Origin of the sequence: Paenibacillus sp. FSL R5-0923 (assembly GCF_038009145.1) — a bacterium.
GTDB lineage: Bacteria > Bacillota > Bacilli > Paenibacillales > Paenibacillaceae > Paenibacillus_AQ.
The window spans coordinates 1817976-1840098 of sequence record NZ_JBBPAT010000001.1; the positions used below are offsets into that span (position 1 = coordinate 1817976).

The 22123-nt window shown below is 44.2% G+C and carries 22 protein-coding genes and 1 other annotated feature; of the genes, 12 read left to right on the forward strand and 10 right to left on the reverse strand.

Translation table 11 applies throughout. From position 1 onward, the window contains the following. Positions 1–126 precede the first annotated feature (126 nt). Complete coding sequence (locus tag MKX35_RS08130; protein WP_042191633.1) at positions 127–930, reverse strand: NAD kinase; 804 nt, start codon at positions 928–930, stop codon at positions 127–129. 76 nt (positions 931–1006) lie between these two features. Beyond that, positions 1007–2269, reverse strand: coding sequence for a sporulation integral membrane protein YlbJ (ylbJ, locus tag MKX35_RS08135; RefSeq protein ID WP_076300356.1), 1263 nt, complete (start codon positions 2267–2269; stop codon positions 1007–1009). A gap of 412 nt (positions 2270–2681) precedes the next feature. On the opposite strand from ylbJ, the gene MKX35_RS08140 reads away from it, so the two are divergent. Beyond that, complete coding sequence (locus tag MKX35_RS08140; protein ID WP_042191628.1) at positions 2682–3065, forward strand: globin domain-containing protein; 384 nt, start codon at positions 2682–2684, stop codon at positions 3063–3065. A gap of 36 nt (positions 3066–3101) precedes the next feature. Further along, positions 3102–3812 carry a DUF2225 domain-containing protein gene (locus MKX35_RS08145; RefSeq protein ID WP_076285264.1) on the forward strand — a complete coding sequence of 237 codons (711 nt, stop codon included), beginning with the start codon at positions 3102–3104 and terminating at the stop codon, positions 3810–3812. A gap of 92 nt (positions 3813–3904) precedes the next feature. Here the strand turns inward: MKX35_RS08145 and MKX35_RS08150 are convergent, their stop codons facing one another. Then, positions 3905–4135: a hypothetical protein gene (locus MKX35_RS08150; RefSeq protein ID WP_042130921.1), complete on the reverse strand. Its 231-nt coding sequence runs from the start codon at positions 4133–4135 to the stop codon at positions 3905–3907. Further along, the gene (locus tag MKX35_RS08155; protein ID WP_042130920.1) at positions 4132–4323 is read right to left on the reverse strand and encodes a YycC family protein; all 192 of its coding nucleotides are present in this window, start codon (positions 4321–4323) and stop codon (positions 4132–4134) included. The genes MKX35_RS08150 and MKX35_RS08155 overlap by 4 nt, the downstream gene beginning before the upstream one ends. Positions 4324–4441: 118 nt before the next feature. Between MKX35_RS08155 and MKX35_RS08160 the strand changes: the two genes are divergently transcribed. After that, a complete protein-coding gene (locus MKX35_RS08160; protein WP_076300355.1) occupies positions 4442–6241 on the forward strand; it encodes a M3 family oligoendopeptidase in 1800 nt (599 codons plus the stop codon). Positions 6242–6602: 361 nt separating this feature from the next. Beyond that, complete coding sequence (locus MKX35_RS08165; protein WP_076285261.1) at positions 6603–7013, forward strand: O-methyltransferase; 411 nt, start codon at positions 6603–6605, stop codon at positions 7011–7013. A gap of 149 nt (positions 7014–7162) precedes the next feature. Here the strand turns inward: MKX35_RS08165 and MKX35_RS08170 are convergent, their stop codons facing one another. Together MKX35_RS08170 and MKX35_RS08175 are read right to left on the reverse strand one after the other, a co-directional pair. Continuing rightward, complete coding sequence (locus tag MKX35_RS08170; protein ID WP_042130917.1) at positions 7163–7393, reverse strand: alpha/beta-type small acid-soluble spore protein; 231 nt, start codon at positions 7391–7393, stop codon at positions 7163–7165. 202 nt (positions 7394–7595) lie between these two features. After that, positions 7596–8570, reverse strand: coding sequence for an aldose 1-epimerase (locus tag MKX35_RS08175; RefSeq protein ID WP_076300354.1), 975 nt, complete (start codon positions 8568–8570; stop codon positions 7596–7598). 134 nt (positions 8571–8704) lie between these two features. Then, positions 8705–8944: a binding site (T-box leader), on the forward strand. A gap of 61 nt (positions 8945–9005) precedes the next feature. Here MKX35_RS08175 and trpS point away from each other — a divergent pair. Next, positions 9006–9992 (forward strand): tryptophan--tRNA ligase, encoded by a 987-nt coding sequence (trpS, locus tag MKX35_RS08180; protein ID WP_076300353.1) that lies wholly within the window; start codon positions 9006–9008, stop codon positions 9990–9992. Between the two features lies 1 nt (position 9993). Here trpS and MKX35_RS08185 read toward each other — a convergent pair whose 3' ends face one another. Both MKX35_RS08185 and MKX35_RS08190 read right to left on the reverse strand, forming a co-directional pair. Further along, positions 9994–10182, reverse strand: coding sequence for a hypothetical protein (locus tag MKX35_RS08185; RefSeq protein ID WP_042130914.1), 189 nt, complete (start codon positions 10180–10182; stop codon positions 9994–9996). A gap of 108 nt (positions 10183–10290) precedes the next feature. Further along, positions 10291–11292, reverse strand: coding sequence for a metal-dependent hydrolase (locus MKX35_RS08190; protein WP_076300352.1), 1002 nt, complete (start codon positions 11290–11292; stop codon positions 10291–10293). 241 nt (positions 11293–11533) lie between these two features. Here MKX35_RS08190 and cyoE point away from each other — a divergent pair, with 241 nt between their 5' ends. Both cyoE and MKX35_RS08200 read left to right on the forward strand, forming a co-directional pair. Next, on the forward strand, positions 11534–12466 hold the full coding sequence (gene cyoE, locus MKX35_RS08195; RefSeq protein WP_042191612.1) for a heme o synthase: 933 nt from the start codon (positions 11534–11536) through the stop codon (positions 12464–12466). Between the two features lie 17 nt (positions 12467–12483). Then, a complete protein-coding gene (locus MKX35_RS08200) occupies positions 12484–13107 on the forward strand; it encodes an SCO family protein (RefSeq protein ID WP_305953490.1) in 624 nt (207 codons plus the stop codon). A 125-nt stretch (positions 13108–13232) separates the two neighbouring features. On the opposite strand, the gene MKX35_RS08205 is transcribed toward MKX35_RS08200, so the two are convergent. Continuing rightward, positions 13233–13580 (reverse strand): DNA primase, encoded by a 348-nt coding sequence (locus tag MKX35_RS08205; protein ID WP_076285257.1) that lies wholly within the window; start codon positions 13578–13580, stop codon positions 13233–13235. A gap of 131 nt (positions 13581–13711) precedes the next feature. Further along, entirely contained in the window at positions 13712–14899 is a 1188-nt protein-coding gene (locus MKX35_RS08210) for an MFS transporter (RefSeq protein ID WP_076300351.1), read from the reverse strand. A 270-nt stretch (positions 14900–15169) separates the two neighbouring features. Between MKX35_RS08210 and MKX35_RS08215 the strand changes: the two genes are divergently transcribed. From MKX35_RS08215 to MKX35_RS08235, 5 genes are all read left to right on the forward strand, one after another. Next, positions 15170–15607, forward strand: coding sequence for a hypothetical protein (locus MKX35_RS08215; protein WP_042191604.1), 438 nt, complete (start codon positions 15170–15172; stop codon positions 15605–15607). Between the two features lie 61 nt (positions 15608–15668). Then, entirely contained in the window at positions 15669–16814 is a 1146-nt protein-coding gene (locus MKX35_RS08220; protein ID WP_076300350.1) for a transglutaminase domain-containing protein, read from the forward strand. 266 nt (positions 16815–17080) lie between these two features. Further along, positions 17081–19156: a peptidoglycan D,D-transpeptidase FtsI family protein gene (locus MKX35_RS08225; protein WP_076285254.1), complete on the forward strand. Its 2076-nt coding sequence runs from the start codon at positions 17081–17083 to the stop codon at positions 19154–19156. A 26-nt stretch (positions 19157–19182) separates the two neighbouring features. After that, positions 19183–21288 carry a peptidoglycan D,D-transpeptidase FtsI family protein gene (locus MKX35_RS08230; protein WP_076300349.1) on the forward strand — a complete coding sequence of 702 codons (2106 nt, stop codon included), beginning with the start codon at positions 19183–19185 and terminating at the stop codon, positions 21286–21288. 77 nt (positions 21289–21365) lie between these two features. Then, a complete protein-coding gene (locus tag MKX35_RS08235) occupies positions 21366–22121 on the forward strand; it encodes a Cof-type HAD-IIB family hydrolase (RefSeq protein ID WP_076285252.1) in 756 nt (251 codons plus the stop codon). Positions 22122–22123 lie beyond the last annotated feature (2 nt).

The following is a 22123-nucleotide window of genomic DNA, read 5'->3' on the forward strand; positions in this document are numbered from 1 at the left end:
AAAATAGCCTCATTATACCATTTGGCTTCTCTCTCAGTCTATCAGTTGGTGTTAGTTTTGTCACACAAAAAAGCCGGAGAAATGGATATCTCCAGCCACTGAAAATCGTTGGATCGAAGGTTAATCTTAAACTAAAAAAGCTTCACGTACACGGTTCCAGAACGGAAAAGGACGGTACCTGGCGAAACTGACCTTCTTGTCCGATACTTGGCAGCGTACTGAAATCAGATCATCTACTGGGATATTGTTATGATCTATCGTGAGTAGTAAGCGCTGATCCTTACATGAAAGAATATCGCAATGGTGATGCTTCGGCAGTAGTAATGGCGACCCCATTGTTCGAAATACGCGGTTGTTAATTGAGGCGATTTCGGCAATCTGCAGCGCTTCTATAGATGGGTGAACCATGGCTCCCCCAAGGCTTTTGTTATAGGCCGTGCTACCAGAAGGAGTAGAAATACAAAGCCCATCACCCCGGAACATTTCGAAGGTAACATCATTGATGTCAACTTGAATCATTATAGTTCCATCTACCCCTTTAAGGGTAAATTCATTTAGGGCAATGTGGGACGAAGAACCGGATTTCTTGTGAATTTCCAGCTCAAGCAACGGATATTTCACGATACGAGGTTTCTGAGGCTCAGAATCCTCGGTTCCGCACATGTAGTCGATTAAGGTGGGTAGCTCTTCCGCTTGCCAGTCCGCATAGAAGCCTAAGTGTCCTGTGTGCACACCTACGAAGGCTAGATTGGGGATTTGATCGATAAAGGTATGAAAAGCGTGCAGCATTGTGCCGTCTCCGCCAATAGAGATGACGATTTCGGGAGACTCGGCATCCAGTTGCAGGTCCCGCTCCGCCGCCAGCTTGTGAAACTGCTCGGCAAGTTTGATTGATAGTTCATCACCGCGGTCCAGAACATAATATCTCAAGATGTACAGGCTCCTTTTGTATAATTCAGTCATACACCGATCATAATCAATCTTGACCCGGAACACAATATGTTAATCAACTTCGCCGTACCCATCGAATCATTGTCGTGAATACAGGGATAAGCAGTGAGACTAGAATTGCAGCAGTTAATAATAGACTCAGCAGGGCGAGGCTTGCCGTGATCCCTGAGGCAGAAGGAGTAAAGGCAGCAGAGGCTGGTAATGATACCCATGTGGTAGACAGCCCTGTGTTCATCACAGGGTTCCAGAGCAGCAAGACCAATCCTGATGCGAGTATGGCGTGAATTAGCCGTGCAGTCAAAAATGGCAGATACCGCAGCCCGGTACCGTTCAGAATACTTGCCACCTGGGCATGTACAGATAATCCGCCCCAAGAGAGAATGAAGGCAGCTGCCGCTACCTTGAACTGAAGCGGGATGGAAGCTGCGGCTTCACCTGCTGAACGGGCACCGATTGTCACCTCAAAGAATCCGCTAATGAGAGCCTGAGCTAGTTCTGGAGGACCACCTACAAGGGACACAAGATGTCCGGTCATGTTAAAAAGGGAGGATAGGATACCGGCACGGGCTAGCAGTTCCATTAGCACATTGAAGAATACAACCAAACCGCCTACGACAATAATAAGCTTTAGCGAGGACTGGATTGCTCCCTTTAATAGCTCCCCAAAGCTCCGTCCATCTTTGCGCCGAGCCTCCTCCATGGCAAGAAGTGCTGCATGGATTCTTCCAAAACCTTTTTTGGCTGGAACAGAGAGGGCAGTAGAACTAGTTATGGATGGGTCTTGGGAGGGGGATCTCTGTTCTTTGCGTCCATGGAACGACATTAGCAAGCCAACAATCAAACCGCTCCCATAGTGGGCGAGGGCTAGGATGAGCCCCAACGATGCGTCTCGAAAGAAACCAACGGATACTGCACCTAACAGAAAGATTGGGTCAGAGGAGGTTGTGAAAGCGACTAATCGTTCGCCCTCTACTCTGCTAATCAGATTCTGTTCCCGCAGCTTAGCGGTTAATTTAGCGCCAACAGGATATCCTGATACATATCCCATCGCAGCGACAAACCCGCCGCTACCTGGTATACCAAAAAGAGGGCGCATCAATGGATCGAGCAGTGCACCGAAGAGATGAACGATCCCTAGGCCTAGCATGATTTCGGATATGACGAAGAATGGAAATAGGGAGGGGAATAACACATCCCACCAGATGGCCAGGCCTCGTAAGGCTGCGCCAAGGGATGCCTCCGGATGAAGCAACATCAGCAGCATACAGCCTGCCAATGTTAATCCCAGCAGTGGGCCGCCAATCTTTTTAAAAGTCATAATTAACGCCTCCTGATCTATGGTTAGATGTATGCGAAAAGAAGGACAAACAGCACAAAAAAAATAAAGGAAGCGGTTACATAATTCGGTGCTTTTTCGTTCGGAATATGATATTATGTAAATAAGAAATGCACCCTCTGTTACAAGAATAAATGGGATGGAGTGATGGCGATGAGCGTTGTAGCCGGAGTTCTCGTTTGTGCTTTTGTATATGTGATCCGGGTCTCTCTCGTCCCTTCAGGTGATGAAGAATTTCGGACCTACTGACAATAACCTCCAGGCGCTAAACTATAGTTTAGCGTCTTTTTTCTGCCGTTTAGGGGCACTTTCGACGGATATCCGAGCCGTGCTTTTTTTTGGTATAATAAAGTAAGAAACGTTTCATTAATATGGAAGAGAGCTGGTAACCTCAATGAATCCAAATGAGAGTATATATGAGAACCTAGGAGGAGCTGAGGCGCTACATCGTTTGGTGGAAGTGTTCTATGCCAAAGTGCAGCTTCATCCGCAGCTGGGTCCGTTATTTCCTGAAGACATTTCTCCTGTTCTGGAGAAGCAGTATCAATTCCTGACACAGTTTTTTGGCGGTGGCCCATTGTATTCAGAACTGCATGGACATCCCATGATGAGAGCAAGGCATATGCATATTCCCATTACTCCAGAACGTGCTGAAGAATGGTTGCAGTGTATGAAAGAGGCGCTTGAGGAGACCGGCGTAGAAGAGCCGCTACGTTCGTTCGTGCTTAGCCGTCTTGCAGGTCCCGCACATCATTTTGTTAACATGCCCCAGGAATAATAAGGGACAGGTTGATCCTGAAAGGAATGAGAGTACTTGCCAGAGTTAATACCCCTATATTCTATTAAGGTCAAATGTTGCAATTGTGAACATGAATTTTCAACCTCTCGCGTACGCCCTAGCCTAAAAAAGGCTATCCGCCGCGATGCTGATTTTTGCGCATATTACAAAAACGAGAATCCGGATTATTATGTTGTACGTGTCTGCCCGAGTTGTGGGTTTGCCTCTACAGAAAATTCAGCGGACAAGCTGACGGATCTGCAGCGAAAAGCATTTAATGAACAGGTAGGAAAACGATGGAAGAGCCGTGACTTTGGGGATAAACGAAGCTGGGAAACTGCACTTGAGACCTATAAACTGGCGCTTTTATGCGCTCAAAGTATTAACGATAAGGATCGAATTATTGCAAGTCTGCTTCATCACATTGCCTGGTTGTATCGATATCAAGGGAATACGGAACAGGAACAACGCTTTTTGCGCTATTCATTAGCTGAATATGTGAAGGTATACGAAAAAGACGGAATAGCTGGCAATGATGCCCGGCTCATGTATCTTATCGGCGAACTTAACCGGCGCATCGGAGAGTTCTCTGTGGCTGTAATGTGGTTCTCACGCCTGATTAATGATCAGAAGATTATGGATGCTGCGATGATTCGAGCTGCCAGGGAGCAGTGGGTTGTGCTAAGAGAGCAAATGCGCGGCGAAGCTGTAGATATTGATGCCGATGGATTGCCTTCAGGTTCTTAAAGCTTCACGAACAACAAAAAGCGCAGAAGAGAGTAATGCTCTCGTCTGCGCTTTATAAAAATGGTAAGATTGGGATTTAGATGACCTTCTATTTATCGGACTGCCCGATCGAATAGGAGGTAATCTCCGTCGTTATCTACAACTGTGGGACTGGCGCTGCAACATGGGAAGACAAGTAGTTTTTTCTTGCCGTCACGAACGATTTGCAACTCTTTTGGCTTCATAGGGAGAAGAACATTCTCCGAGTTGCAGAACGGGCAATACTGCACATACATATCGCCTAAAATAATGTCATAAGGCCAGGTATGACTAAAAGGAATCATTGTGAATCCTTCCCAGAAGGAGACTCTTCATTTCCATCCTCAGCTTGCGGTGAATTCTGCTTTTTGGATAGCTCAGCTATTTTTTGTAGCAAAATATGTTGGGGCATATGCATCAAGTGTTCCAGTGGAACGCCTAGTTGCTTTGATAACGTTATGGCTGTTTCCGGTGAAATTTGTAGTGGCTTCATATGGATGCCCTCCTAAAGTTTATCGGCTATGAATGTTCCGGTATCGTTATTCACTTTACCACGGTGTTAATTCAATTACAAAGAAAACGAAATGAGAGCAAAGGAATGGTGAGAAGACATGAAACAACCATTATCACTGACTTGGGAACTTGATTCCATATTTCCTGGAGGATCGTCCTCTACTGAGTTAGAAAGCTTTTTAAAGAATCTTGAACAAGATATTGCAGCCTTACAGGGTCTGGTGAAGAATGCTGTAGCTCCAACGGATGTTGAGTCTACAAAGGCGCTGGACGAGGTTATAGAACTGCTTCAGAGCTGTTCAGGAAGACTTGTGGAGGTCTCTTCCTTCGCAGACTGTCTGGGCGCTCAGAATCAAATTGACAAAGGTGCGGTAAGACTGGCGGCTCGAGTGACAAGTATGCGTGCCGGATTCGAAGGTATTAGCTCACAATTCAGTAACGTGCTTCGTCAGACTACAGACAAGGTATGGGCAGAGTGGATGGCACGTCCGGAGATTGCTCCATTAACGTTCGTGCTGAGCGAGAGCCGTGACTTGGCCCGTGAGAAGATGAGCCCAGAGTTGGAAAGCTTAGCGCTTGAACTAGCCGTTGACGGATATCATGGATGGAGCGGGCACTATGATACGATTGTAAGCTCGATTAAGATCCCATTTGAGGATGAAGAAGGAACAAAGCTGCTCTCCGCAGGTCAAGCTTTTAACAAGCTGGATGATCCAGATCCGAAAGTACGTCAATCCATGTTCCATAAATGGGAAGAAGCATGGACCGAAGCAGCAGATAACTGTGCGGATACCTTGAATCACTTAGCAGGCTTCCGTCTGAAGCTCTATAAAGGAAGAGGTTGGGAAGATATTCTGAAAGATCCGCTAAGCATCAATCGTATGTCACAAGATACTTTGAATGCGATGTGGGACGTGATTACGAATAGCAAGCCTGCACTCGTGACCTATCTTCAGCGTAAAGCTAAGCTGCTTGGACTGGATGCTCTTTCCTGGGTAGATGTCGAAGCGCCAGTGGGTAAATCTTCAGGTAAAATCCCATATGATCAGGCCGCTAAAGATATCGTTACCCAGTTCCGCAAATTTAGTCCGAAGATGGCAGAGTTTGCAGAGCGTGCTTTTGATAATAACTGGATTGAGGTTGAGGATCGTCCGGGAAAACGTCCTGGAGGTTTCTGTACATCCTTCCCTGAGAGTAAGGAATCGCGGATTTTCATGACTTATAGCGGTACAACTTCCAATGTTTCAACCTTGGCACATGAGCTGGGACATGCTTATCATTCTTACTTGCTGGATGATCAACCTGTGTTTAATCAGAACTACGCTATGAACGTTGCAGAGACTGCTTCAACCTTCGCAGAGGTCATTGTATCTGACGCTCAGGTTAAAGCCGCTGGCAACGCTGAAGAGAAACTGGCGTTGCTTGAAACGAAAATTCAAAACAGCGTAGCTTTCTTTATGAACATTCACGCTCGGTTCTTATTCGAGACTCGTTTTTATGAGAAACGTAAGGAAGGCCTTGTAAATGCTGAGGAACTGTCTGAATTGATGGTGGAAGCACAGAAGGAAGCCTTCTGTGGGGTGCTTTCGGAATACCATCCTCATTTCTGGGCTTCTAAACTGCATTTTTATATCACAGATGTGCCGTTCTATAACTTCCCTTACACCGTTGGCTACATGTTCAGCACAGGCTTGTATCGACTGGCTCTGCAAGAAGGAGCGTCCTTTGCAGACAAATACGATAGCTTGTTGCAAGATACTGGTGTGATGACTTTAGAGGATTTGGTACTTAAGCATCTGGGTGTGGATCTTACGAAGCCGGACTTCTGGCAAGGCGCTACAGATCTGATTGTAGCTGACATTAATGAGTTCTTGGAGATGACGGAGCAATTAGTTTGAAAAAGTCTAAACTAAGACAAATTTAGCGGTAGAAAAAACAACAATTTTTCAGCATGAACACGCAAAAGTCCCTGATACAGGGGCTTTTTTTAATGATAAAATGTCGAAAAATCACGATTTATAAAAAGAAATATGCGATTAATCTATGGATTTCGCGCATCTATAGGGATAATAACCCAATTTTGCCGAATAATGTTGTTTGCCATTTGTTAGTAACCTATAATGAGTCTTAAGCCTTATATAAGGCACGCTAGAGTACCACTTGGCTGAACTCACAAAAATAAGCAAGCGCTTACGAAGTCAGTTCTGCGAAGTGCACTCAAATCAAGCTATGCTCACAAAACTTTTAGGAGGAGAAGTAATGCTTAAGACGGAACAATTATCATTAGCGAGACAGATGGATATGGTGTTTAAGGAGCTGCAGGAAGAATTATCGGGATTAACTTCTGGTACGGTTTTTGTGCAAATACGAAATAACATGATCGGAAAATTCGGGATACGACATAATCCTCTTTCTGGGCGAAGCGGGGGATTCACTGATGCAAAAGAAGGGATGACAGATGGACAACAGTCTTCTTTTCGACTAATGGCACTGGAAAGCCTGAAATACAAGCGGCGTTGGACGCATGGTGAGATTTCTTATGAATTCGCCATTAGACAGGGAATGGTGATTGTAGATGCTACATTGGAGTCCAATTATAATATGGCGAATCTAATGATTCGATCACCTCGTAATGCCTTTGCTGAAAGTTCCGAACAGTTTTTTGGTTAAGCGTTGTTTACATAAAATTTCAATAATTGTGAAAATCAAAAACCCTCCCACAGCTTCAGAAAGAAGTGTGAGAGGGCTCGAAAGCTACTCGGCTTTAGGCTTTATGCTTGATATCGCCCTAGCCGGATAAAACACTTAAGATAACGTTGTTACTGACGACCAGACAGTTGTTGTTCTGCCAGTTGTACTAGACGTTTAGTGATGTAACCGCCCAGAGAACCAGTTTCGCGAGAAGTGTAGTTCCCGTAATAACCGTCAGCTGGGATCGTTACTCCAAGCTCCTGTGCTGCTTCATATTTCAACTGTTGCAATGCCGCAGTTGCTTGAGGAACGACCAGGTTATTGGAACGGCTGCTACGACCTTGACCTGCTTGACCCATGTGTGTCACCTCCTTCGCCCGTTGTGAAGATAGTATGAGCGCTAAGAGGTTAATTCATGCATCACTTCGAAAGGTTTTAAGGATGGTAATTATTAGTGAAATAAAAGTGAGGATAGAAATCCTTTATTACTAGGGATTACACAAAAAAATCGGTCTTCCCTTACGTAATCGCAAGGCAAGACCGATATAATGTATATCTGCTTTAAATCTCAGGATAGATCATTTCCAGCACGGTGGATAGATTCTGACTCTGACCGGGTTCTACCGTTAAAAGACCTGTGAAGGAAGCATCCTCGGATACATTCGGTGCATTCGCGAGCCATGTATAGGGCTCAATACACAGAAATTGATCAGCCGGTCCTTTGGTATATAGCACCCAGTGACGGAATAGATTCTCGTCAGCAGTATAACGAAGGCCATAACCATCATCGCGTAATAATAAGGCTTCTACAGGCTGTTTTTCTCCAATACGTAGAGCAGTATCAAAATTAGTTCCCTGCATGTTCATTCCGGTGTTCAAGGCTTCCAGATCACCAAGTGGAATCAGATTGCCGCTAGGGAGCAATTCATCGTTCAGTTCATAAATACTATTTACTGGGAGCTTAAGATTCCAGCGCTCAGGTTCTCCATCAATCATAAACCAGGTGTGATAACCGATCCCAAAAGGAATTCGATGATCTCCAAGATTTGTAACCTTTAAAGTTTGGGTAAATCGGGCTTCCTGAAGCCTAAACGTCATTTCGAATTTAAGTGGGATAGGGAATTGCTCCATCCAGTGAGGATCATCTTCCGTTCGGAATTCAGTAGTGACCGCGCAACCATCCTCATCTTCTTCAATATCGCTGACACACCAAGCCTGAGTTCGGTGTAGACCATGAATATGATTGTCATTAGCGGTATTCTGGTCAAATTGATAACTTGTACCCTCGAACTGAAATTGGCCCTTGCGAATTCTTCCGGGTGGAATTAATAGCGGCATGCCAAAATGGTAAGGTTTTTGCATAAAGAAAGCTTGATCGCTTTCATCAGGCCGCCGTAGAATTTCCCGTTGTTTCTTTACATCAAACAATGAAATCACGTTATTTCCTAGTCGCGGCAAAAGCGTGACTTCCAGTTCACGGCTGTGCAAAATATAAGTATCATAACCGCCCCACTGCCCTTTGGTCACCTGTTTCATGAGATATGCTCCTTTATCGTAACTGTAATCGAATAGAACATGGATAACCTTATCATAACAGATTTATACGGTAGTGGTTAAGTGATTTGACAACTTCTCTTTATGGTTCTATGATGAAGGCATTAATTCATGATGATAATGTGATGACGGGGACAAGTAGGCAGGTATTGCACCTTCAGAAAGCCGGTGGTTGATGCGAACCGGTAGGACAAACCTGATGAATGGACCCCTGAGCGCCGAGCTTGAACGGGAGCTAAATGCCCTAGTAGACCGGCCGGATCTTCCCCGTTAACGGAAGACTAAGGCTGTTTTTTTCTTGTCTAAACAAGATTAAGCAGCGAATAAGGGTGGCACCACGGTCTCACGTCCCTTGCGGATGAGGCTTTTTTTGCGTTCTCGGAAACTTAGAAATGACATCAAACGGAGGTCTATATTATGAAAAAAGTAATGTCAGGCATTCAGCCAAGCGGTTCACTTACACTGGGGAACTACATTGGAGCACTGAAAAATTTTGTGAAGCTGCAAGATGATCATCAATGTTTCTTTATGGTTGTCGATATGCATGCAATCACTGTAGCACAAGATCCTGCGGCACTTCGTGAGCAGTCAGAGTCCGTAGCGGCCCTCTTTATTGCAGCAGGAATTGATCCTGCACGTTCTAATGTCTATATGCAGTCGCATGTGCCACAACACGCTGAACTGGGCTGGATCATGACGACACTTACAGCAATGGGCGAGCTGGAGCGTATGACCCAGTTTAAAGATAAATCATCAGGTAAAGATTCTGTTGGCGCTGGTTTATTCGTCTATCCTTCCTTGATGGCAGCAGATATTCTTGTTTATAATGCGGATCTTGTGCCAGTTGGAGAAGATCAGAAACAACATTTGGAGCTGACTCGTGATTTAGCTGGTCGCTTCAATAATCGTTTTGGCGAATTCTTTATCATTCCGGAGCCGTACATTCCAGAGGTGGGTGCACGTATTATGTCTCTGGATGATGGCACCAAAAAAATGAGCAAGAGCAGTCCTAACGCAGGCAGCTACATTGCTCTGTTAGATTCACCGGACGTAATCCGTAAAAAAATCAGCCGTGCAACGACTGATTCAGGACGTGAAGTAATTTTTGATCCAGCTAATAAGCCAGAGATCAGTAATTTGATGAGTATTTATTCCGAATGTTCTGGAATGACACTCCAGCAAATTGCCGATCGTTATGAAGGGCAAATGTATGGCGGCTTTAAGAAAGATCTTGCTGAAGTGGTTGTAGCTACGCTTGAGCCTTTACAACAAAGATATAATGAAATTCGTAGCTCGGGTGCGATTACAGATATTCTTGCTGAAGGTGCTGGTCGTGCACGTATTGTTGCAACTGAGACGTTGAATGGAGTTAAAGAGCGGATGGGATTTCTGCCAGCTCGTTAATCTAATCAGCGCTTAGGCTTTCCTGTTTGCGTCTGATCTTGGCCTTGAGAATAAATCCCCAGCCAATATTCATGACACAGAGAAACCCGAGCAGAAGTGCCAACCAAAAGCTATAACTGATCGCGATCGAAGCGGCAGTAAGAATAAGAATAGAAGAACAAGCGAACCAAAGTGAAAGTCCTTTACCCATTAAGAGAGCCTTCCTTTCTATGTCTGCTAAAATGAATCCCGGAGTATGATAATAATACTCCGGGATTTTTTGTGATTATAGAATAGATCTCTGCGTAAGTCTACAGTTTCATCGTAAAGAACCAGGGTCAATGGAAAATCGTTTGTCGAGCTTCTCGCTGCTAAGCCAACCAACATAAGTATTTAAAGGGCGATATTGATTGTCCATCACTAATACAGCCACAAACGGGTATTGTTTGCGATGTAAATAACGTACGTCCCCCCAGCGAACCATATATCCTGAAGAAAGTTCCTCGACTTCGGCTACTGCATAAGAGGTGAAGTATAGAAAGGACTGAATATCAGGGTGCGACTTGGATATCTCCACAGCGGGATGATTCGAGCATACAGCATGTTTGAACCATTCCAGTCGATTATTGACTAACTGTCCAACATCATAACTACCATCTTTTTTCACTTTTACTACGTTCCAGCGCTTTAGTGAAATTGTAGGGATTACAATATAACGTTCGCCGGCACTATGATGTAAATCCTTAAGCTTAATATTACGCGTGAGACGTGCGTGAACGACGGTTCTCCAAATATAATAAAGAATAGTACAGGCATACAGCGTAATAAATAAAGGTTGCGGTGGAATGATCCCGGTGATCCAGAGAAGGATGGCTGCGATATGGCTACCAAATATAAATGGATCAAAAATGTGGATGATGTTCCATGCAATCCATTTCTCCGTGAATGGACGTGCAGCCTGAGTGCCATAGGTATTAAATAGATCAGAAAATACGTGAACACCTACACCAATGAAGCTCCAGAGCGCAATATGGCTTAGAGCTTGTAAATCAGTAAAACCAAATAAGGGCCCTAACACGAAGGAAATCAGGGCGGGCCACAGAATTAGAAAGGGTAGGGAATGTGTGATTCCTCGGTGATTTCGAATATACATTGCATTGTCCTTCAGTCGTAGCGCAGTATCGGCATCAGGAGCCTGAGAGGCGAGCACTGTTGCAAGCATAACAGCTCCCGCCAGTTTCGGATCAGAAGCAACGATGGGATCAACGAAGGAAAGCCCAGCTAAGCCTAGGCCCATAACTAAATGTGTAGCAGTATCCATTGGTCAGTTCTCCTTTGTTGTTCGGAAGTTCTCTATTTAATAATTACCCAAATACAGCTCTGGTTATTAAGGGGATTGAAATAAATACAAAATAAATATTGTCACGTAATTGTCGAATTCATGAACTTACTGTTCCATGACTGTCAAAGTCTTCACGGGTTTGTTATGATAAAGTTAACAGCGAAGTTAAAAAACTTCGGTTAGAACGTTACATGTTCGTTTAGAAGGAGGATCATTAGGTGTGGACAATCATATAACATTTCAAGCTTCTTCCGACTCTGCAGCCATGTCTGCAAAATCTCCACCGGAAGGTGCTAGCTGGCGTGATTTCATTGCAGTAACAAAACCCGGTATTATCCGATCTAACCTTATTGCGGCCTTTGCGGGATATTGGCTGGCCTCGGGTTGGGATGTTCATTACGGCAGATTAGTTCTGACTCTGCTCGGTACAATGCTGGTTATGGCTTCAGCCTGCGTTTTTAATAACTATTTCGACCGGGATCTGGACATGAAAATGGAAAGAACCCGTGAACGGGGGCTTCCTACAGGACGACTGAAACCAAACACTGTATTATTATACGCCATTGGGCTTGGTATTGCAGGTTTGATCGTGCTGTTTGCTTTTTCAGGAATGCTTGCCGGTCTGTTTGGAATTGTTGGTATGTTCGTTTACGTAGTAGTATACACGCTTTGGTTGAAGCGGACATCAACATGGAGCACCTCAGTAGGTGCGATTTCTGGAGCAATGCCCCCGGTAATTGGTTATGTTGCGGTTTCAGGAACGGTTGATCTAGGCGCTTGGCTGATCTTTGCCATGTTGTTTCTATGGCAACCCCCTCACTTCTGGGCGTTGGGCATTAGACGTAAAGAAGAATATAGAGCGGCAGGATTTCCATTACTACCTGTAGTTAAAGGAACGCGACGTACGAAGTTTCAGATGATTCCTTATGTAGCCCTTTTGCTGCCTATTCCAGTGTTAATGTACGCCTATGATTACGCAGGCATATTTTTTCTAATCATTTCATCAGCGTTGTCCTTGGCTTGGTTAGTATTGACCTTGATGGGCTTTAAGGCTAAAGATGATGAAGTCTGGGCGAAGAAGAATTTCCTCTTCTCCATTAACTACCTGACAGTTAGTTTGATCGTACTTGTATTGAATACGATTCACGGTTAAGAAGAGGGAGGGTATACGTGTCCGTGCAAACCTTTAAGCGTTATAAATGGACTTGGCTTCTGCTAATACTTGCTTTGATTATGGCTGGTTATCTGGCAATTAACTCTTTGAATTTAGGAAAAGAAAAATTGCCAGTAATCGGAGAAGTGCAGGACTTTTCTCTTGAAAATGTGAATGGAGACCAGGTTACTCTGGCTGATACACAAGGTAAAGCACGGCTGGTATACTTCTTTTTTACACAGTGTCCGGATGTATGTCCTATAACTACGTTTTTGTTATCTCAGACACAGAAGATTCTGGTCGAGGATGGCAGTTTTGGTAAAGATACGGGTTTTGTCTCTATCTCTTTTGATCCGAAGAATGATACTCGGGAAGCTATTAAGGCTTTTGCAGACCGGTTTCAGGCGAATTATGATGGATGGTATTTCTTGCGGGGGGATCAGGAAGAAGTTCGTAAGTTAGCGACGGATTCTTTTAAAGTACTAATCGCAGGGAATTCCAAAGAAAATTTCGTACATGCCAACCGTATAGCGTTAGTTGACCGAGACAATCAACTTCGTGCATTGTATGACGCAGGAGATACGGAGAACGTAACTCCTGAATTTCTTGCCGATCAGCTGACGAAATTGGCTCGGGAATAGAATATCAAACATTAAAAACGCCTTTTTCGAATCCCTCTTTATTGAGCGGATAACGAAAAAGGCGTTTTTTTAAATATACGATAGTATAAGTTTCATGCTATACATTATCTTTATACTTGTTTCAGCTAAAATGGAAGTGGTTCAGGGTAGATGATGAAATCTTCTAATCCGGCTTTTTCGAGCTGAGTGATGTTGTATTCATCAGGCGTACCTTCCACACCAGCATATCCGCGACGAGTATAAATATGATCGGCATCAGGGAAGGCATCCCGGAGCACACTGCGTATTTTTTTGCCAGAGCTATCGTTATCCAAATAAAGGTATACTTCTCCATCTCCTACTTGTTGCCGGAGGGATTCTAATTTTAGTGTATTTAATGTACCAAAGGTACATAGGATTTCTACTTCCGGTACCAGCACGCGCCTTAATCTGCTGCGATCGTTCTTACCTTCGACAATAATCGTTATGGACATTAGCTGACAATCACCTCCGGGAATGGGTCTAAGCTTCAGGCTCATTATAGTTTACCGAAGGATCGTCATTTTTAACAACTGTTTCTGCAAGAAAGTCTTCATTCCCCGGGAAATGTCGTAAAAGCAAAGAATCATGCGGCTCGCCCGTTCCATTTGGAAGTGAGGTTCGATAGTTTACCAGTGTTTTTAGGTGGAAGAAGAAGCAATGCTACCATTAGTAGTAGAAAGGCTATGAAGTAAGGAGAAACGAAGGACCTTAGCTGTCCAGCAGCCACGGGCCCAGCGAATGCACCAAGTGACATGGCTATCGACTGCATGGAGAAAGTCCGACCCATTCGCCCAGGGCCACCGAGACTAATAAAGAGTGATGCCATTGCAGGAAACAACACTCCTTTGGCTGCGCCGAGCATAAAAAGAATCGCAGCAGTCGGAATCCTGTGAAATGAAGCGAGTGCAAAGAAGCTGATGGCCATTCCCAGTAATGCCGCTGCTATTCTTCCCCCCGGAGAAAGACGGTTCAGGAAGAGCATGCTGAGCGTTACCAAAGCACCTAAACTGAGGAGTGACAGTAGTATACCAGTGGAAAGAATACTGTTGCTCCCTGTTTGAGATAGTGGGAGCTCGAAAAAGAGAACGCCTTGTGAACAGGAAACGAAAAAAGGTAAAAGGTAATACCGTTTGGATACCAGTTCATCATCTTTCGTTGGTATAGAAGGTTTATCTGGAACTTTTAATGCTGATGGCGCTGAGCTTAGCGGCTTTAATATATGTCTCGAAGGCGCAGGTACACTAAAAAAAGCCATGATTCCTGTTGCGATAAGGAGCCATCCAAGTGTGGTGAAGGTGCCAGAGTAGCCGGCTTTTGCTACGATAAAAGCTCCTGCAGCAGGCGATACAACTGAAGCTAACGTATGAACGATACCATGTCCGGACATATATTTACCCTGCTCTGTGGCATCCGATGACAAAGAAGCGAGTAACGTCATACAGGCTGGAGAGAGGAAAGCGAGCACGAATCCACTTGCTGCTCTTAGCATTAGCAGATGCCATGGAAGCTGTACATGAGCTTGCAGCAGTAGGATAGCTCCCGCTGCGACAAGGCTGAAGACGATATAGCGGCGGGAGCCATTACGATCGACGAGTACGCCTGCAAGCAGATTGCCGGGAAGGTGGGTCAACGAGTACATGCCCATCATCCAGCCAATAAAGGTGGGTCCCGCACCAAGAGAGATGGCAAAGGGCGTAAGGACGGGATACTGAGCATGTAAATCGAAGAACGCCAAAAAGAGAAATAAGTATAGCCACAGCGCAGTTTTCACAGGGAAACACCTCCGAGAGCCACCTACAGCACAAGTGAATGCAGGACGGCGTAATAATGAAGAACCAATTCTTAAGCACTACTTGTACTTTACGTGGGACAGAGAGGGCTTATACCGCTTTTTTAATTCCGCTAGTAGGTATACCTTTTACGGAGGGTGGAACCATGAATTATGATGGGTATTCATGTATAATAATTAATATTGGCGTTATGTCTATGGGAAGAGAGAATCCTTGGGACGAAACTAGGCGATAGGGGTGTTGTGAGATTGATGGATCCAGAGGTATGGTCACAGTTTATAAGGGAAAATTGGCTAGTTATTGTAATTGCGCTTGTCCTGCTGTTTGCGGTTGTTAATTTGGTTAAAACCGTTCTGAAATGGGCGATTGTCATTGTGATCGTTGTAGGTTTGTTCATCTATAGTGGTGTTACAATGGACCAAATTGGTAACGCTGTGAATAAGGTGGCAGATGGAACGGTAAGCACGCTAAAGAAGGAAGCGCAAGAGGTTATGCTTAAAGAAGCGCAGGATGCGAAGTACACTTCAAATGGAGACGGGACCTTTACGATTACAACGCCGAATATTGAAGTGAAGGGCGCGGCGGGTGAAGATAAAGTTGAGGTTACTTTCCGTGGTGTTAGTCTTGGAAAGTGGAGTGTTACAGATACGACAAAAACATTTATCGAAGAAGCCCGAAAACATCAATAACAGGCTTGGACTCAAAAATATAACAAGCGAGCAAGCACGCGACTGAAAGGAGAGAGCGGATATGATAAACGGATGGATGACTAGTGTGAGTGATGCTAATATCATCTCCATCGCCCTCCTGCTGGTTGTAGTCTTCTCTCTATTGCAAGGCTGGAGCAGAGGTTTCTCAAGCGCTACCGGAAGATTATTTGGGCTGCTGGGAACAGGATTATTTACTATAGCATCTTTGGTATTAGCTATCCCAGCTGCAGCCTACCTCAATCCCTATGTAGAGACTTGGGCATCGGGGATTAGTCTTCCTGATACGAAGCTTACACAGTGGCAGCAAATTTATTATACGGCGGTGTCTGTGTTATCAGAATCACCGCTAGTTCGATTTCTATTGTTACTCCTGATTTCTTATCTGTTAATTCGTATGCTCTTAGGACTGTTATCCATGTTGCTTCCTTTTCCACAATTGCGGCGTACTAAGAAGTTTAAAGACAGAAAGATTACGCAGGTAAGCCGTATGGGAGGAGCAATGGTTGGATTAATTATCGGCTTAATGCGTAGTCTGGTAATTGTTCTCGCTCTATTCATCTGTGTTGGATTAAATCCGGAGAGTGGATTTAGTCGTTATGTGGAGTCCTCTCCAATCTATAGTCAGAGCGCTGCTGCTGTATTTGAACCTATTGTTGGTGAGACTGTGCAGAAGAAACTTCCTATTCTGACGAAGACCGTTGCAGCAGAGATGAATGATATCCTTCGCAGAAAATATGAGGTTATCGATCATGAAATTCCTCAGGATATTATAGGAGCAGCAGAAGACATTGTTGGACAAGCGCAAGATGAAGAGAAAAAAGCGAGACTTCTCTATGATTGGGTAGGTACACGCGTGACTTACGATTATGCTAAAGCTGACAATTATTTGCAAAACAGGGTCTGGCATGAACAGACACCACAGGATACATTCGACACTCGGCAAGGGGTGTGTATAGACTATGCCCGACTGTACGCTGTGATGGCTCGTTCACAGGGCTTGCAGGTACGCGTTGTAACAGGTCAGGGTTATGATGGGCGTGGCGGTTATGGTGCACATGCTTGGAATGAAGTATATATAAGTGATCGTCAAGCTTGGATTCCGCTGGATCCGACTTGGGCTAGCAGTGGAGATTGGTTCAATCCGAAGGATTTTGATGAAACGCATATTAGGGAGAACGCCCTCTGAGTGAGGGCGCTGAACTCCTGGGGTGTGGTACAATAAACTCAAGTAACGTCAGTTCTAACTTAAATGCGAGGGCATGCTCACAATAAGCAGCTAAGAACTCACCTTCATCATAAGAGTAATGTCTCAGGCAAAGGGTTGTCAGACATTTTTTTAAAATATAAGAAAGTATAAGCACTATACTTTATGTCTTATATTTCTCGCTTAAACACTTACCTTCCTTATAAGGACGGTCAAGGCGTTTATGCTTGTAGAAGGGGAGAAAGCTGGTGAGTTTGTTTGGTAAGCAGCTCCCGCCTAAGGACGGGATATCTTCAAGAAATTCTGTAGGTTTGAGACTGAATATTTTTTTCTTTGGCACTTTTTTTATTTTTTGTATTATTATCGTACGTCTTGCAGGTTTACAGTTTACTGAGGGAGCTCTGTTGAGTGAAGAAGAAACGAGCCGGGAAACGAAAATTGTTCCGCTCGCAGCGATGCGTGGGATTATTTTTGCTGCCGAAGGAGAGCAGATTGCCTATTCAACACCTACGGAGTCGCTTTACCTTACATTAACTAAAGATTATACAGCTAGAACGACAGATAAAGTAACGGGTGAGACCTCACTTACGGAGAAGGCGAAGTACAACTCCGATATGCTTGCAGCAAGGCTTGCAGCTGATTTTGCTAAATATGGAGATCCGAATGCGCCGAAGCTGACGCAGCAAGATATCTTGGATTCATTAGATTTAGATTTCAAAAAGTATTTAGGTTATGTGCCGCGACGGATCAAGACTGGATTAATTCCAGAGGAAATAGCCTATTTCATGGAGCATAAAGACAATTATCCGGGGCTAACGATCGTGGAGGAGAGTGTTCGTCACTACGATAAAGATACGGTAGCGGTGCAGACAGTCGGCTTTGGAAAGCCGTTTAAATCGACTGAAGATATAGCGATGTATAAGAATGTCCGTAGTGAAATGAAAAAAGATTCTCCCCCTGGACTTATGTATAAAGCAGAAGAATATGTGGGGTTTGATGGTCTGGAAATGCAGTATCAACGAGAGCTACGAGGAGAAAATGGTTATCAGGTCATTTCGGTGACTCCTCAGAATATGGCTGAGAAGGTTGAACAGAACGTTGCTCCTGTAAAAGGTAATAATATTTGGATGACCATTAATAAGAAGATTCAGATGAAGACAGAACAGGCCATATTGGATCAGATTAAATGGCTGCATACCAATGCTGTTCAAGGTGAGACGCATCCAGATGCTTTAACCGGATACGCGGTAGCAATGGAAGTGGAGACTGGAAATATTGTCGCCATGGCAAGCATGCCGGATTACGATTCAAATGTATGGACCAAAGACTCCTTACCAACACCTGTCTGGAATAAAATTATGAATAATCATCTAAACGGTACGATTACTTCAAATTCATCGGGTAGATCAGGGCATGATTTTAGTTCACTTGTGTTTATGGGATCTACGATCAAACCATTAAGTGTGTTAATTGGTTTAAAGGAAGGTTTTTTTAATACCTCAACAACCTATTCAGATGTGGGCATTACTTATTTCGGTAAGGATAATAAATCATCCGTAAGAAATTCATCGGGTCACGTATATGGTCCACTAGATCCAGCTAAAGCCATTAGAGAATCTTCTAACGTATTTATGATTGATATGGTGGGTAAGCAGCTTTACAAGAAATATCCGGGGGATAAAGGCATAGAGGTCTGGGACAATTATATGAAAAAATTCGGGCTGGGTGTATCAACGAAAAGTGGTCTCCCAGGTGAATCACCGGGCCAGATTAACTATACTGATCTTAAGGCCGCAGGCAGCTCGCAGGCCGCACTTATCTATGCTTCTTTTGGCCAACAGGGCAGTTATACTACATTGCAGCTTGCCCAGTATGCTTCTACTCTTGCTAATGAAGGGGTGCGTATTAAGCCTCAACTTGTTAGTAAGATCACGGATGCACAAGGTAAGCTGGTTAAGGAATTTAAAAGAGAAGTGCTTAATACAGTAACGTTTGACAAATCCTACTGGAAAGAGATCAAACAGGGGATGAGCAGTAAAGTTAGTGCTTTTGATGATTTTCCTTATGATTTTGCACGTAAGACAGGTACATCTGAAAAAACAGACAGAAAAAATATAAACCGCGATAATGGGGTATTTATTGCCTTTGCTCCGCGAGAAAATCCGAAGCTGGCCGTAGCGGTTGTTATACCAGAAGGGGGCTTTGGCTCCAACAGCGCTGCTCCGGTGGCTCGTAAAATTTTTGACGCCTATGATTGGGAGTATGGGCTCGATGGTGTGCCAAAAAAGAATGTTGCTCCTGCGTCAGACCCCGTTCAAAAATAATTAGAGAAAAAGGAGAGAAATAAACTGTGAGTTTTTTTCGTAAGCAGGCCTCACCTCCAGATGAGACCAACAGTAAAAGTTCCATAGGCCTGCGACTCAACGTGTTTTTCTTTAGCACGTTTGTTATATTTTGCGTAATTATTATACGCCTGGCTGTGTTGCAATTCGTGGAAGGACCAACTTTAACTGAAGTGGAGACAAGCAGAGATACCAAAAATGTACCTCTTGCATCCATGAGAGGTGTAATTTATGCTGCTGAAGGTGAGAAGTTGGCGTACTCTACGCCGGTTCAATCGCTGTATATTACGCTCAATAAGGAGTATACCGCTAAGCAAACAGATAAAAATACCGGTAAAACTACCCTAACTCCAGAAGCTAAAGCCAAGTCAGATGCATTGGCAGCCAAGCTGGTAACTGATTTCAATAAATATGGTGATCCAAAAGCTGAAAAGATGACAGAAGAAGATGTTATTGACGCACTGGATTTATATTTCCGAAAATCACTTGGCTTTATGGCACGGCGAATTAAGGCTGATCTGACTACTCAGGAAGTAGCCTATTTCATGGAACATAAGGGAGAATACCCAGGCCTTGAAATTGTCGAGGAAAGCATTCGTCATTACGATAAAGATACGGTTGCCGTACAGACGATAGGTTATATCAAGCCTTTTAAATCAGCAAACAGCCTTAATATTTATAAGAATATCTTAAATGCTATGAAGAACAATCCGGAGCCAGGGCTAACTTACAAGGACGACGAGTTTGTCGGATTTGACGGCCTGGAGCTGCAGTATCAGAGAGAGCTTCGGGGACAAAACGGCTATCAGGAAATCTCTGTCAATCCACAGAACATGGCAGAGAAAGTCGAACGTGTAGTCCCTCCTGTCAAAGGCAATGACGTCTGGACAACTATTAATAAGAACATTCAGATGAAGACAGAGCAGGCGATTATGGATCAGATTAAGTGGCTGCATTCCAATACTGTACAGGGTAAAACGCATCCTAATGCTTTAACTGGTTACGCTGTAGCGATGGAAGTCGATACGGGGAATATCGTCAGTATGGCAAGTATGCCGGACTACGATACGAATATTTGGACATCGGGATCCTTATCCACTGATGTCTGGAACAGTATCATGGATAACTACCAGAACGGTACCATTAATCCGATTTCTTCAGGGACGTCAGGTAATGGACTTAGGTCTGTACTGCTACTAGGTTCAACAATTAAACCTTTGAGCGTACTCGTGGGTCTGAATGAAGGTCTCTTTACAACCTCAACCTACTATCCGGATAGAGGTTTCGCGACTTTTGGTAAAACAGGTCATGAAACTAAGGTAAGAAACTCCGGAGGACATGTGTACGGTTCTATGGACCCTGCAAGAGCGATTGAGAAATCGTCGAATGCGTTCATGGTGGACATGATCGGTAAACGATTGTATGACAAATACAAAAGCAAAGGCGTAGATGTCTGGGATAAGTATATGAAAGAGTTTGGACTTGGTGTATCCACGGGAAGTGGTCTGCCAAATGAATTCTTAGGACAGATTAACTATACCAATATAGAGGCTGCGGGTAGCGCCCAAGCGGCACTTGTATATGCTTCTTTCGGCCAACAAGGTAGTTATACGGTGTTGCAGCTTGCCCAATACGTAGCTACACTTGCTAATGAAGGACAGCGGATCAAACCTCAGCTAGTTAGCAAGATTACAGATGCTGACGGAAAAGTAGTCAAGGAGTTCGGTCGTGAGGTAATAGATGAAGTAACAGCCTTCGATAAATCCTACTGGAAAGAAATTCAACAGGGTATGCGAAGTGAAGTTAGTGCTTTTTCTGATTTCCCTTATGATTTTGCTCGTAAGACGGGAACATCTCAACAAGTGGCAAAGGGTCAAATTCGCGATAACGGTGTATTTATTGCTTATGCCCCACGAAATAACCCTAAGCTGGCAGTAGCCGTAGTCATTCCAGAAGGGGGCTTTGGTTCCCAGAGTGCTGCGCCGGTCGCACGTAAAATTTTTGATGCTTATGATTGGGAATATGGACTTGATGGCGTTCCGAAGAAGAGTCTACAGTCAGGTAATAATACAAATGATCCTGCGAATGAAGGAACGACTACAGGTACTCAGTAACTTTGACTCTAAGGTGAATAATGATTAAAAAATAAACAGCTGCTCTATTGAGAGCATAAAAGAATGGAGGGGTGGCAATGACTGCCAAATACCGCCTGCTTGCTTTGGATATGGATGGAACCCTACTGAATGATGAACAGATTATTACACCTACAACGGTGAAATGGCTTCAAAAGGCGGTCGACGCAGGCGTTCATGTCTGTCTGTCGACAGGCCGAGCTTTTACAAGTGCATTTCCATATGCTGAGCAGCTTGGACTAGAAACACCTATGATTACTGTGAACGGTAGTGAGATATGGCGAGCACCACATGAAATTTATCGGCGATCATTGATGGATCCTATGCTGGTACAACAAATGTATGAACTTGCTAAAGAAGATGACATCTGGTTCTGGGCCTATTCTACGGAAAAAGTCCACAAACAGGATAACTGGGATGGGGATGTAACGGGCAGAGAATGGCTTAAATTCGGTTATCACACCGAAGATGATGAGCTTCGTCATAAACTGCTGCTTCGTCTTCAAGATATGGGTGGATTGGAGATTACGAACTCCTCTCCACATAACCTGGAGATTAACCCTCTAGGAGTGAATAAAGCAGCCGGAATCATGGAAGTCTGTAAGCTGCTAGGACTAGACATGTCCCAAGTTATAGCGGTTGGTGACAGCCTCAATGACCTTGCAGCGATTCAGCAGTCAGGGCTTGGGGTTGCCATGGGCAACGCTCAGGAGACGGTTAAAGAAGAGGCTGACGTTGTGGTGGCTTCTAATAATAATGATGGAATTGCAGAAGTCATTCAAAAATATATTTTTAATGAAGCTATTGCGAAGTGAAT

Excerpts from the sequence above, each read along its gene's own strand:
- MKX35_RS08160 (WP_076300355.1), top strand. The coding sequence starts at position 4,442 with ATGAAACAACCATTATCACTGACTTGGGAACTTGATTCCATATTTCCT.
- MKX35_RS08150 (WP_042130921.1), bottom strand. The coding sequence starts at position 4,135 with ATGATTCCTTTTAGTCATACCTGGCCTTATGACATTATTTTAGGCGAT.
- MKX35_RS08155 (WP_042130920.1), bottom strand. The coding sequence starts at position 4,323 with ATGAAGCCACTACAAATTTCACCGGAAACAGCCATAACGTTATCAAAG.
- MKX35_RS08170 (WP_042130917.1), bottom strand. The coding sequence starts at position 7,393 with ATGGGTCAAGCAGGTCAAGGTCGTAGCAGCCGTTCCAATAACCTGGTC.
- MKX35_RS08215 (WP_042191604.1), top strand. The coding sequence starts at position 15,170 with ATGGATCCAGAGGTATGGTCACAGTTTATAAGGGAAAATTGGCTAGTT.
- MKX35_RS08140 (WP_042191628.1), top strand. The coding sequence starts at position 2,682 with ATGAATCCAAATGAGAGTATATATGAGAACCTAGGAGGAGCTGAGGCG.
- MKX35_RS08220 (WP_076300350.1), top strand. The coding sequence starts at position 15,669 with ATGATAAACGGATGGATGACTAGTGTGAGTGATGCTAATATCATCTCC.
- MKX35_RS08175 (WP_076300354.1), bottom strand. The coding sequence starts at position 8,570 with ATGAAACAGGTGACCAAAGGGCAGTGGGGCGGTTATGATACTTATATT.
- MKX35_RS08190 (WP_076300352.1), bottom strand. The coding sequence starts at position 11,292 with ATGGATACTGCTACACATTTAGTTATGGGCCTAGGCTTAGCTGGGCTT.
- MKX35_RS08235 (WP_076285252.1), top strand. The coding sequence starts at position 21,366 with ATGACTGCCAAATACCGCCTGCTTGCTTTGGATATGGATGGAACCCTA.
- MKX35_RS08185 (WP_042130914.1), bottom strand. The coding sequence starts at position 10,182 with ATGGGTAAAGGACTTTCACTTTGGTTCGCTTGTTCTTCTATTCTTATT.
- trpS (WP_076300353.1), top strand. The coding sequence starts at position 9,006 with ATGAAAAAAGTAATGTCAGGCATTCAGCCAAGCGGTTCACTTACACTG.
- ylbJ (WP_076300356.1), bottom strand. The coding sequence starts at position 2,269 with ATGACTTTTAAAAAGATTGGCGGCCCACTGCTGGGATTAACATTGGCA.
- MKX35_RS08205 (WP_076285257.1), bottom strand. The coding sequence starts at position 13,580 with ATGTCCATAACGATTATTGTCGAAGGTAAGAACGATCGCAGCAGATTA.
- MKX35_RS08165 (WP_076285261.1), top strand. The coding sequence starts at position 6,603 with ATGCTTAAGACGGAACAATTATCATTAGCGAGACAGATGGATATGGTG.